The 11,563-nt window shown below is 74.5% G+C and carries 10 protein-coding genes; 3 read left to right on the top strand and 7 right to left on the bottom strand.

Translation table 11 applies throughout. From position 1 onward, the window contains the following. Nucleotides 1–1,296, bottom strand: a 1,296-nt coding sequence (locus ABZU46_RS28200; RefSeq protein ID WP_354862473.1) for an MFS transporter, incomplete at its 3' end; no start/stop codon positions are given. Between the two features lie 41 nt (nucleotides 1,297–1,337). On the opposite strand from ABZU46_RS28200, the gene ABZU46_RS28205 reads away from it, so the two are divergent. Next, entirely contained in the window at nucleotides 1,338–2,474 is a 1,137-nt protein-coding gene (locus ABZU46_RS28205; protein WP_354862474.1) for an ROK family protein, read from the top strand. A gap of 27 nt (nucleotides 2,475–2,501) precedes the next feature. Here ABZU46_RS28205 and ABZU46_RS28210 read toward each other — a convergent pair whose 3' ends face one another. Next, nucleotides 2,502–2,879, bottom strand: coding sequence for a MerR family transcriptional regulator (locus ABZU46_RS28210; protein WP_354862476.1), 378 nt, complete (start codon nucleotides 2,877–2,879; stop codon nucleotides 2,502–2,504). A gap of 112 nt (nucleotides 2,880–2,991) precedes the next feature. Between ABZU46_RS28210 and ABZU46_RS28215 the strand changes: the two genes are divergently transcribed. Beyond that, nucleotides 2,992–3,699 (top strand): SDR family oxidoreductase, encoded by a 708-nt coding sequence (locus tag ABZU46_RS28215; RefSeq protein WP_354862478.1) that lies wholly within the window; start codon nucleotides 2,992–2,994, stop codon nucleotides 3,697–3,699. A 96-nt stretch (nucleotides 3,700–3,795) separates the two neighbouring features. On the opposite strand, the gene ABZU46_RS28220 is transcribed toward ABZU46_RS28215, so the two are convergent. The 5 genes from ABZU46_RS28220 to ABZU46_RS28240 form a co-directional block, all read right to left on the bottom strand. Further along, nucleotides 3,796–4,452 (bottom strand): DUF3105 domain-containing protein, encoded by a 657-nt coding sequence (locus ABZU46_RS28220; RefSeq protein ID WP_354862480.1) that lies wholly within the window; start codon nucleotides 4,450–4,452, stop codon nucleotides 3,796–3,798. Then, nucleotides 4,445–5,068 (bottom strand): flavoprotein, encoded by a 624-nt coding sequence (locus ABZU46_RS28225; protein WP_354862482.1) that lies wholly within the window; start codon nucleotides 5,066–5,068, stop codon nucleotides 4,445–4,447. The genes ABZU46_RS28220 and ABZU46_RS28225 overlap by 8 nt, the downstream gene beginning before the upstream one ends. Then, nucleotides 5,050–7,275, bottom strand: coding sequence for a peptidase domain-containing ABC transporter (locus ABZU46_RS28230; protein ID WP_354862484.1), 2,226 nt, complete (start codon nucleotides 7,273–7,275; stop codon nucleotides 5,050–5,052). Before ABZU46_RS28230 ends, ABZU46_RS28225 begins: the two co-directional genes overlap by 19 nt. Next, a complete protein-coding gene (locus ABZU46_RS28235; protein ID WP_354862486.1) occupies nucleotides 7,263–10,424 on the bottom strand; it encodes a type 2 lanthipeptide synthetase LanM family protein in 3,162 nt (1,053 codons plus the stop codon). The genes ABZU46_RS28230 and ABZU46_RS28235 overlap by 13 nt, the downstream gene beginning before the upstream one ends. Before the next feature lie 85 nt (nucleotides 10,425–10,509). After that, nucleotides 10,510–10,692 carry a mersacidin/lichenicidin family type 2 lantibiotic gene (locus tag ABZU46_RS28240; protein WP_234581741.1) on the bottom strand — a complete coding sequence of 61 codons (183 nt, stop codon included), beginning with the start codon at nucleotides 10,690–10,692 and terminating at the stop codon, nucleotides 10,510–10,512. Between the two features lie 326 nt (nucleotides 10,693–11,018). Between ABZU46_RS28240 and ABZU46_RS28245 the strand changes: the two genes are divergently transcribed. Next, nucleotides 11,019–11,563: ATP-binding protein (locus ABZU46_RS28245; RefSeq protein ID WP_354862488.1), on the top strand; the 545-nt coding region annotated here is incomplete at its 3' end.

The following is an 11,563-nucleotide window of genomic DNA, read 5'->3' on the forward strand; positions in this document are numbered from 1 at the left end:
GCCCCGCCGCCGGGGCGGGGGCGGGCCGCCCCCGCGCGTGCGCCGCCCCGCGGCCGCGCGGCGGGGGCGCGCCCCCGCCCCCCCCCCGGCCGGTTCCCGGTCGCGGCGACGTCCGACGGTGAAACTGACGATTCCCAGGCCCAGCCCGACGACGGCCAGGACCAGGCCCACCCGGGCCGGCGCGAGGTAGCCGAGCCCGGCGGCGATGGCGACGCTGCCCAGGGCCGCGCCCAGGCTGTTGGCGATGTTCATGGCCGACTGGTTGAGCGCCGCGCCCATCAGTTGGGCGCCGGGGGCGACAGTGATCAGGCGTGCCTGCAGGACCGGACCGAGGTAGAGGCTCGTCGCGCCGACCAGGAACGCGCCCACGAACAGGCCCACGCGGTTCGACGCGACGAGGCTGAACACACCGATGCTGACGATCATGGCGACGAAGCCGATCATCATGCTGCGGCGGAGGTCCCGGTCGGCGAGCCAGCCGCCCAGGGCGTTGCCGACGGTCATGCCGAGACCCACCGCGACCAGCGCCCACGGCACGGTCGCGGCGGAGAGGCCGGCGACGTCGGTGGTGACCGGCGCGATGTAGGAGTCGACCGCGAAGAACCCGGCGAAGCCGATCGCCCCGGTGGCCGCGACCAGCCAGACCTGCGGGGTCCGCAGGGAGCGCAGTTCGGCGGCCGGCGAACCGTCCGCCGCCGCGGCGACCTCCGGGACGACCGCCAGCACCGCCAGCAGCGTGAGCAGGAAAACCCCGGCGATCACCAGGTACGCCGCACGCCAGCCGACCGCCTGCCCGAGCCGGGTGATCAGCGGTACGCCCACCACGTTGCTCACGGTCAGCCCACCGAGCACGGTGGCGAAGCCCCGGGCCTCGTTGCCGGGGCCCATCAGGGTCGCCGCGAGCAGGCCAGCTGCGCCGAAGTACGCGCCGTGCGGCAGCGCGGCGACGAACCGCGCCACCAGCACCAGTTCGAACGTCGGGGCCGTGGCGGACGCGATCGTGCCGACGGCGAAGAGGACGAGCAGCCCGAGGACGAGTTTGCGGCGCGGCAGGCGCGCGCTGAGCGCGGCGATCAGCGGGGCGCCCACGACCACGCCCAGCGCGTACGCGGTGATCATCCACCCGGCCTGGGCGACCGCGTTCGACGACGATCGGGCGTACTCCTGCGGGAGCAGGCCGCGTGCCATCTCGGGCAGCAGACCCATCGCCACGAACTCCGTCAGTCCGACCGCGACGCCGCCCAGGGCCAGGGCCGCCAACGCCGCCAGGCGCTGATTTCTGCTCAGTCCGTTCACCGAGCGAATTTAGCAACAGCGTTGCGTAATAGGCTGGTGAGATGACGCGCACCACAGCCGACGTGACGTTCCTGCGCGGATACAACCAGGCGCTCGTCATGGCCGTGGGGCGCACCGCGCGGACGTTCGAGCGGTCGACGGTCGTCGACGCCACCGGGCTGACGCCGCAGGCGGTCTCCAAGGTCATCGCCCGCCTGACCGCCGACGGGCTGATCCGTTCCGCCGGCGTCCGCCGCCCCGGCATCGGCAAGCCGGCGGTCGTCTACGAGCTGGTCCCCGACAGCCGGTACGCGATCGGCGCGCACGTCGCCCGACGCACACTGCGACTGGTCCTGGTCGACCTGGCCGGCACCGTGCACCACTCCACGGTCAGCCCTCTGCCCGGCGACTTCACCCCCGAGCAGCTCCTCGACGTCCTGCGGGTCGGCATCGACGCGATCACCGCCGGCACCGAGCTGCGGAGCCGGCTGACCGGCGTGGGCATCGGCATGATCGGCCCACTCGACCACGCGCACGGGCTGGTCCGGGACGCGCACGGCCTGCGGCACTGGCACGACGTACCGCTGCGTGAGCTGGCCGAGGCGCACCTGGGCCTGCCGGTGCACCTCGACAAGGACGTGACCGCCGGGATCACCGCCGAGGCGTGGCGGCACGGCGCGACGTTCGGCGACGCGGCGCTCATCATGGTCGAATCCGGCATCGGCGCTGGCTTCCGGCTGGGCGGGGCCGCCCACCGGGGCGCGCACACCAACGCCGGCGAGTTCGGGCACACTGTCGTCGACCTGGACGGGCCCCGCTGCGTCTGCGGACGCCACGGCTGCCTGGAGGTCGTCCACCTGCGCGCCACCGAGGCGGGAGACGTCTCCCGCGCGGCCCGCGTCCTCGCCGTCGGCGTCGTCAACCTGCTCCAGACCCTCGACCTCGCCCACGTGGTGCTGGCCGGCGCGGATCTGCTGCGCCACGCGGAGGTCTACCGCGCCGCGGTCGAGCGGGCCGTCCGCACGGACGTGCCGCGCGCGGACTGGCTGACGCCGACGGTGACCCTGTCCAGCCTGGGCGCGGACGTCATCGCCGCCGGCGCCGCGATGCAGGTGCTCGACCAGCGCTACGGCATCCCCGACCTCGCTCCCGGCGCCCCGCCCACGATCGTGCGACAGTCCGTCGTCGGGGCGCGCTGAGCGGCCCCCAGGGGAGCACGGGGGCGATCACCGCAGGGCGGCGTCCGCATAGGCGCAGCCGCTGGCCGGGCTCTCGCTGGAGCTGATCACCGCGTCGAGTCGGTCCCGGACCTGGACGAGTTGGTCGATCTGTCGGGTGAGGCGGTCGCGTTCGGCGTTCAGCAGGGCACGGGACTGCGGGGTGTTGACCTTCGCGTCGACGCAGGGCAGCAGATCCAGGATCGTCCTGCTGGACAGACCCGCGGCGTACAGCGTCTGGATGAGCTGGACGCGGTCGAGCGCCTTCTCGTCGTAGTGGCGCTGGCCGCCGCCGCTGCGTTCGGGGATCAGCAGCGACTGCTCCTCGTAGTAGCGCAGGGCGCGCACCGACACACCCGTGCTGGCGGCCAGTTCTCCGATCCGCACGACCCCTCCCCCACGGCGGTGACAGCCGCCACACAACCTTGTCTCTCACGTCCACGTCAGGTTTTAGCGTAGGTCGCGTACGAATCCTCGTCCAACCCAAGCAGAGGGCATCATGCGGATCTCAGGCTCGATCGCGCTGGTGACCGGCGCCAACCGTGGCATCGGCCGGCACTTCACCCGGCAACTCCTCGAACGCGGCGCGACGAAGGTGTACGCCACGGCCCGCGACCCCGAACAGATCGACATCCCCGGCGTCGAGAGGCTCCGCCTGGACATCACCGACCCGCAGGCGGTGCGGGACGCCGCAGCGGTCGCCTCCGACGTGACCCTGCTCGTCAACAACGCCGGAATCACCACCCGGACCAACCTCGTCACCGGCGACCTGCGCATGGTCCGATCCGAGATGGACACGCACTTCTACGGCACCCTCGACATGGTGCGCGCGTTCGCCCCGGTCCTGGGTGCCAACGGCGGCGGCGCCATCCTCAACGTCCTGTCGGCGTTGTCGTGGTTCTCCTACGACGGGGCGAACGCCTACAGCGCCGCCAAGGCGGCCGAGTGGAGCCTGACCAACGGCGTCCGGCTCGAACTGGCCGCGCAGGGCACGCTGGTGACCGGACTGCACCTGGGCGCCGCCGACACCGACATGATGGCCGACTACGACGGCGACAAGATGGACCCCGCCGACGTCGTCCACGCCGCCCTCGACGGCATCGAGGCCGGCCGACTCGAGGTCCTCGCCGACGAGTGGAGCGCCCACGTGAAGGCATCCCTCGCCGGCGGTCCGAGCGCGTTCTACGGCACGGCCGCAGCCGGCTGACGCGCCACGACGACAGCGGTCGGCCACCCCGAGGTGACCGGCCGCCGTCGCGTGCAGCGGTCAGAGCCGGGCAGCACCGTCGCGCCGTCGGCGGCGTCACATGCCGGTCGGCTCGGGAGCGTCGCGCGGCGGGTGCGCCAGGACGAACCGCTGCACGGCCGCGCCGCTGACCGCGGCGCAGAACTGCCGGTACCCGGCCTGCGCTCCCCAGTGCGACAGGGCCAGCGGCCGGCCGGCCGGGAACGCCCCGTAGTCGAGGTCCCACGGCGCGACCACGAACCTGCCGCCGTAGCGGTCGTCGCCGAACGTCCGGGCCAGCGCCCGCAGTGCCTCGATCTGGTCGGGGGCGAGCGGTTCGACGTACCACAGCACGGTGTAGCCGTGTTCCAGGTTGTGGACCAGTGTCTCGATCGGCGGGCGGTCACGGGTGACATAGAACCGGCGCACGGTCGGGGCGGGCACCACGAAGTGCGGCCCGGACGACGGTGGGACCAGGTCGTACCGGACGCGGGTGACGTACGGCTCGGCGGTCCCCGGGCCGACGTGGAGGCCGGCGCCACTGATCCGGTCGGTCAGCTCCGGATCGCAGCCGGCCCGGTCGGCGTCGACCCCGATCGCGGCGGCCGGTCGGTGGGTGCCCGGGTCGGCGTACGCGCGCAGGAACGGGGTGGCCGCCACCACGAGCAGGACGGCGCCGAGCGCGGTGGCCGCCGCGGCGATTCTCGGCCCGTACCCGGAGCGTGCCTCAGCCACGGCCCGCTCCCTCCGCTCGCAGGTGGGCGGCGGTCCACTCCAGCACCGCCTCCACCGGTGGCATCCCCCGGCCCGCGAGGGTGCCGGTGCTCAGCGCGAGCACGGGAACGGGCGGCACCACGCCGTACCCGTCGGCGCGCAAACGCGCCACGTTGCGCTGCACGGCGGGGCGCTGCCACATCGCGGCGTTCATCGACGGCACCAGCACGACGGGAGCGGCGGCGGCCAGCACGCAGGTGGCGACCAGGGTGTCGGCGATTCCCAGGGCCGCCTTGGCCAGGGTGTTGGCGGTGGCGGGCATGACGAGCACCAGATCGGCCCACCCGGTCAGGGTCAGGTGCGCGACGTCGGTCGTCGCCTCCTCGTCGGTCAGCGCCGGGCGTCCGGTCAGGAGGGCGAACGAAGCAGCCGGGACGAAGCGGGCAGCGGCGGGAGTGAGCACGACCCGCACGTCGAGTCCCAACGCGTGGCGCATCACCATGATCGACTGAGGCAGCGTCAGCACGTCCGCGGATCCGCAGGCGGCGACGAGGATCCGCCGCGCCGGGAACGGCCCCGGGTCGTCGGCGGAGACGACAGGGCGCTGCGGCGCCTCGGTCACGGTACTGGTATCCATGCGTCGCCTCCTGCGTGGGCGGGTTCGTCGTCGGTCAACTGGCAGCGGACCAGGTCGGCGTACACGCCCCCGGCACGCAGCAGCTCGTCGTGCCGTCCGCGCTCCACGAGCCGGCCACCGGCGACGACGAGAATCTGGTCGGCGTTACGGACGGTGCTCAGCCGGTGGGCCACCACGATCCGGGTGCAGCGCATCGCCGAGATCGCCTCGTCGACGCGCCGCTCGGTGGCCACGTCGAGGTGGCTGGTCGCCTCGTCCAGCAGGAGCACGGCGGGCTGCCCCGCCAGGGCCCGCGCGATGGACAGCCGCTGCCGCTGCCCACCGGAGAGCGCCTGGCCCCGCTCGGCGACCTGGGTGTCGTAGCCCATCGGCATCGCCGCGATGTCCTCGTCGATCGCGGCGGCCTCGGCGGCCGCCCGGATCGCCGGCATGCCGGCACCCGGATGCACCAGGCTGATGTTGCGCCGAATGGAGTCGCGGAACAGGTAGCTCTCCTGCAACACCACCCCGAACTGGCGGCGCAGAGCGGTCGGGTCGATGCGCGACAGGGGCACCCCGTCGAACAGGATCTCCCCGCCGGTGGGCCGGTAGAGGCCGGTCAGCAGCATGGCCAGGGTGCTCTTGCCACTGCCCGACGGCCCCACCACGGCGACCTTCTCCCCCGGTGCGACGTCGAAGGAGATCTCCCGCAGCACCGGCGCCGCGCCACCGTCGTAGCGGAAGCTCAGGTCGCGGACGCTGATCCGGCCGGTGAGGCGGGGCGCGGGCAGGTCGGGGTCCCCGGCGGGCTCCGGCTGGGCGGCGAAGACGTCCCGCAGGCGTTGCAGGTGCGACACGACCGACTGGAGCACCTGCGCGCTGCTCACCAGCGAGGCCAACGGGGTGAGCGCGGACAGCGCCAACGCCTGCAGGCCCAAGGTCGCACCGAGGCCGGCGCCCTCGAAGAGCCGACCGGTGCCGAGCCACAGCAGCGCCAGCGGCCCGGCGAGTTGGACGCTCGCGGTGATGTTGGCGACCGTGGCCGAGAGCCGGTTCTGGGCGATGTCGGCGTCCAGCGCGGTGGTGTAGCGGCGCAGCCAACCGTCGTACACCTGCCGCTCGGCGCCCATCGACTTGACCGTCGCGATGCCCGACAGCGCCTCCATCAACGCGCTCTCCGCGTCGGCCTGCACGGTGAGGTGCCGCTGGCTCAGCCGCAGCAGTCGGCCGTTGACCAGCGCGACGGCGGCCACCTGGACGACACCGATCGCGGCGGCGAGCCCGGCGAAGGTGAGGTCCCTGGCCACCAGCACCCCGAAGTACGCGATCACCAGCACACCGTCGATCACCGCCGTCAGGACCTGGGTGGTGACCAGTTCGCGCAGCAGGATGCTGCTGGACAGCCGCTGCATCAGGTCGCCGCTGGCCCGCTGCTGGAAGAACGCGTACGGCAGCCGCAGCAGGTGCCCGAACAGCCGGGTCATGAGCGCGGCGTCCACCCTGGCCTGCAACGTGACCAGGAGCCGGGAGCGCAGGTAGGCCACGCCGAACTGGGTGAGCACCAGCGCCCCGATGCCCAACGCCAGGTACGGCATGAGGCCGGTCTCCCGGGCCGGCATGATCTGGTCGAAGGCAACCGTCGTGGCCAGGGGCAGGGCCAGTCCCAGGGTCTGGAGCACCAGGGAGACGCCGAACGCCGCGCCCAGCCGGGGCAGGAAGGGCCGCAGCAGCGGGTGCGCGCGCCGCCAGCGGGCCACCGGACCGGGCCGGGAGACGGCTGGCTCGGGCACGGCCGCGGGGTCGGGGGTGAAGGTCAGCACCGTGCCGCTGAAGCCGGCGGCGAACTCGGCGGCGCTGAGCAGCCGACGCCCGAGCGCCGGGTCGACGAGCCGGACACCCCGCACGCCGACGTGCTCCACCACGACGAAGTGGGCGTCCTCCCAGTGGGCGACGGCCGGCAGGGGCAGCTCCCCGACCTGGGCGGCGTCGGCGCGGAACGCGCGGCCCCGCAACCCGAACCGGGAGGACGCGGTCAGCAGCGCCCGCGCGGTGACGCCGTCGCGGCCGACGTCGAGCCCGTCGCGCACCCGCGCCAGCGAGGCGCGTACGCCGTGCCGGCGGGCGACCATGGCCAGACACGCGGCTCCGCAGTCGGTGTCGGTCATCTGCATCACCAGCGGCACCCGCTGCCGGCGCCACCACGCCGGGATGCTGGTCAGGCGGCCCACTGTCGCCTCCGAACGCCGAGCGCGCCGGTGCGCGCGTCCGCCGGTGGCGCCAGCAGGAGAACCGACGGCACCCGTTCGGGTGCGGCGAGCCGCAGCAGGGCGAGCCCGATCCCCGACAGGCCGGTCATCAGCTCCGGCGTGGCGAGCGCTGTCGGGTTGGCGCAGCGCCAGCCACCGCTGAGGCCGTCGCGCAGCACCGCCGCCGCGGGCGCCGCCGCCTGCTGGGGGGCGGCCGTCAGCAGCAGGTCGAGGTTGCCGAGGTCGCCGTGGCACAGCGAGTGGTTACGACCGAAGCCGGTGGCGAGCGTCGTCCGGACGGCCGTGCCGATCTCCGCGTCCAGCGCCTCGTCGGGGCCGAGGGCGTCGCGCAGCAGCAGCCGCGACAGCCCCACCCCGGGGGCGCCGTGGCACCAGGTCACCGTGCTCTGCCCCGGCCGGCGCAGGTCAGCCCAGTTCGCCAGCTCAGGGCGAAACAGGCTGCGGTCGTACGCGAGCACGCGGGCCGCCGCGTCGGTGTAGGCGGGATCGCCGGTCACCTGCCCGGCGCGGGCCAGCGCGGCGGCGATGCCGGCGGAGCCGTGCGACAGCCCGCCGAGGAGGTCGCCGGCGGCCCCACGGGCCGGGTGCGGGTAGTGCTCGGCGGCGGCGCGAAGTCGTCCGGCGGCCGCGCGCAGGGCGGGCTCGACCCGGTCGGGGTCCAGACCCGCGCCGGAGACGGCGAGGACGGCGCCGGCGTACCCGTCGACCAGGTCGAGGGCCTGCTCGCCGGCGGCCAGCCCGACGATCCGCGCCAACGCCACGTCGACCACCGGCGCGTACCGGTCGGTCCGCCACAGCGCCCCGAGGTGCCCGAAGGTGTAGAGCAGGCCCGACCAGCCGGTGAACGCGCCGATCCGGTCGCCGGGAATCCGCTGGTCGAGGACGCGGGCCGCCAGCCCGGCAGCCGCCCGGCCGGCGAGGTCGGTGAATCGCCGTTCACCGGTGAGTCGGCCGGCGTGGGCCAGAAAGAGCGCCACGCCCGCGATGCCGTCGTAGAGGTGCGGGCCGAGCGGCGTCGGCGCCCACCGGCCCGGGTCGGCGGCCGAGGGCGTGAGGCCGAACCAGGTCGGCTCGGCACCGGGGCAGGCGAGACCGGCCACCACGTCCGCCACCTCGGCCGCGGCGGCCAGGTAGGCCGCCGGGGCGGGCGTCAACGCCGGTGCCAGATCCGCCAGCCGCCAGCGCACCCGCGCGTGGGGCGCGTCGGTGCCGTCCACCCGGGCGGCGAAGGCGGCCTCGATCAGCCAGCGCTGCCGGGCCAGGTCGGCCGGACCGAGCCGGGCCAGCCGGCGACGCGCCTCGTCGAGTCCGGACCGGGCCAGCAGGCCCGGCAGTCGTTGGCCCCGGCTGCTCCAGAGGTCACGAGAGTCCACCCGGGTGGTGAACATCGGCACGTCGCGGCGTGCCAGGTCGGCGCGCTCCGACGCGACGGTGGCCGCCAGCAGCGGCAGGTCCGCGACCCCCGACCAGAGCCAGTCGTACAGCCGCTCGGTGTCGAGGCCGTCCTGCAGCGCGTCGGTGTGCAGCGCCGCGTCGCGCAGCCGCAGGTACGTGCGGGTGGGGCGGAGCACGACGCGGATCTCGTCGGCGGCGAACGCGGTGAGCGGCCCGTGCGGGGCCAGCAGGTCGTCTCGGACGGCGGCGAGGAGGTGCGTCATCGACTCGAACCCCTGCACCACCCGCGGCAGGTGCGCGGCGACGTCGATCGCCGCGCCGGCGGTGGCGGGGTCCTGCCGGCCCGGCTCGTCGTGGTGGTGACCGGGAGCGCACAGCCGCATCTCGTCGGTCCCCTCGTCCTGCCACGCCGAGCAGCTGCAGCCGTCGCCGACCGGTCCGGCGGCCTCGTCGGCGCGAGGCAGCAGGCCGACCGCGAGCACCGAGTCGGCGATCGCGTCCCCGCCCCGGGCGCTCGTGGACCGGGCGACCGCCGGAGTGAACACGGTTTCCAGGTCGATCAGGACCGGATGCTCACCGTGGGCGACCACGTTCTCCTGGTGGCAGTCGGTGGCGCCGATGGCCTGCAACAGGGCCAGCAGGGCGCCGAACCGGTGGGCGTAGCGGCGCTGTCCGGCCGGCGTGGCGGGCGCGCGGGTGTCGACGTACGCGGCCCAGCCGTACTCGCCGCGCGGCAGCACGGTGAAGGTGTGCAGGTCGGCGCCGCGGTCGTTGAGCCAGGCCAGCAGGTGCTGGAACCGGGCCTCGACGGCAACCGGGCGGGGCTTGTAGACCAGCCGCAGCCCACTGTCGAACGTCGCCACCAGCACCCGGCGGCCGTCGCGGTGGGGGTCGCCGGTCTCCTGGACCTCGACCAGGCGACCGAGCGGGGCCCCGGAGTGCAAGGTCGCCGCGAGCGTCGGCGCGTCGGCGCGGAGCCGGTGCAGGAACTCGACGGTGCGCTCGGCCCAGGCGCGGGTCAGCTCGTACGCCTGCCGGGCCAGGACCGGGTAGTCGGCCAGCAGGTCCAGGGCGGCCTCGGGGGCGCGGTACCGGCCGAAGAACGCCACGAAGCGCTCCTGCGGCGTCGCCCCGGACGACGTGCCGCGCAGCCGGTCGATGTTGAGTTCCAGGACGACGGCCCGGCTGAGGAGCACGACCAGTTCGTCGAGCAGGCCGGTCAGTCCCAGCCGGTCCGCGTCGGCCGGCAGCGGCACAGCGTCCTCGGCGAGGTGACGAGCCTGACGTGCCACCCGGGCGCGGGCCTGTGCGACCAGGGGCGCCACCAGGACGAGGCAGGCGTCGAGCGGGCGGCCGGGCAGCAGGTCGGGGTCGATCTCCCCGTCCGCCGCTCGCGCGTAGCAGGCGAGCAGTTCGTCGATCCATGCTGGCGTCCCGTCAAGACGTGCGGCGAGCAGCTCGGGCGTCTCGTCGAGCAGAGCGAGAAGCATCTGCTCGTCGATGCCCTCGGCCGCCAGCCGGCGTCGCCAGTCCTCGTCGTCGGTGAACGCGCCGGCGGTGCGCCACCGCGACAGCCGCCACCGCGACCGCTCGCCGGGCAGCGAGGCCGTCGGCACGGGCGCGGCCAGCCGTTCGGCGATGCTCAGCGCGGCCAGGAGGCGCTGCTCGACGCGGACACTCGGGTCGTCGGCGGCGCGGTGCGGGTGTTCGGACATGCGGGGCTCCCGTGACGGTGGGGTGGGCGGAACGACGGGGTCCGGGCCAGGCCCGGACCCCGTGCGGACCCGAGGGTTCGAAAGATCAGCAGACGCAGTGGCAGCACGCCGTGGTGTGGCCGGTGGTCGCGGCGGCGCCGCCGGCCACGGTCTCCAACTGGTCGCGGTCCAGCTCGACCAGACCGGCCGGGTGGGTCTCGACGGCCTCGGGCGAGGCGGCGCGGCGGTACTCGTCCTTCCAGCTGCTGACGATGTCGGTGATGGACATTCGTGGCTCCTTTCGCGACGACCGTCGGCCTGTCCGGCGGTCGCTTGCAGAAACCAGCGTGCGGGCCACGGGGGTGCCGGCACATGAGTAGCCGCTACCTCATCCCGGGCCGGTGGTGTCACGCGGACGACAACCGAACCGCGCGGTCGGGGCGTCAGGTGTGCAGGCATGTCTGGAAGCTGACGGCGCCACCGGGCGGGGGTGTGTGAGGGTGGGGCCGCGCCACCCAGACCGCCGCGCACACACGGTCCGGCCGAGCGAGCGGATCGAGGACGGAGATGGCGACCGGGCCCGGGGCGGGCACCCGGCCGGTTTGAAGGGGTTCCGTGGCTGCATCAGGGGGTTTCGTCGACGGGGACGCCGGATGGCCGTTCGTCGGCCGGGCGCGCGAGCGTGACCGGGCGGTCGAAGCGCTCACCGCGTCGGCGGGTTGGGGCGACCTGCTCACCGGCGATCCGGGGGTGGGCAAGAGCCGGCTGCTGGAGGAGGTGCTGGCTGAGGCGCTGCGACGGCAACATGTCGTGCTCCGGGTCACCGCCACTCCGGGCTGGCGCGGAGTGCCGTTCGGCGTGCTCGCCAGCCGGCTGCCCCAGCCGTCGGACGCGAGCGTCGCCGACGTCTTTCGCGACGTCGAGCGCCGGCTGCGCGAGGTCGCGGCGGGCCGGGGCGTGGTGGTCGGGGTGGACGACCTCAACTGGCTGGACGACGCGTCCGGGGCGCTCCTCGAACGCCTCGTCGCGGGCGGCACCGTGCGGGTGGTCGCGAGCGTCCGGGGTGACGCCCTGCACGCGGCGCCGGTCGCGGCGCTGCACCGCTTCCGCGCGGTCGACCGGGTCCACGTGCCGCCCGTGGACCCGGACGAGACCGCAGT

This window comes from Micromonospora sp. NPDC005197 (assembly GCF_040608295.1).
Taxonomy (GTDB): domain Bacteria; phylum Actinomycetota; class Actinomycetes; order Mycobacteriales; family Micromonosporaceae; genus Micromonospora.

Bases quoted from the DNA above. Each gene is read 5' to 3' on its own strand.
- ABZU46_RS28205 (WP_354862474.1), top strand. From the start codon at position 1,338: ATGACGCGCACCACAGCCGACGTGACGTTCCTGCGCGGATACAACCAG.
- ABZU46_RS28215 (WP_354862478.1), top strand. From the start codon at position 2,992: ATGCGGATCTCAGGCTCGATCGCGCTGGTGACCGGCGCCAACCGTGGC.
- ABZU46_RS28225 (WP_354862482.1), bottom strand. From the start codon at position 5,068: ATGGATACCAGTACCGTGACCGAGGCGCCGCAGCGCCCTGTCGTCTCC.
- ABZU46_RS28235 (WP_354862486.1), bottom strand. From the start codon at position 10,424: ATGTCCGAACACCCGCACCGCGCCGCCGACGACCCGAGTGTCCGCGTC.
- ABZU46_RS28240 (WP_234581741.1), bottom strand. From the start codon at position 10,692: ATGTCCATCACCGACATCGTCAGCAGCTGGAAGGACGAGTACCGCCGC.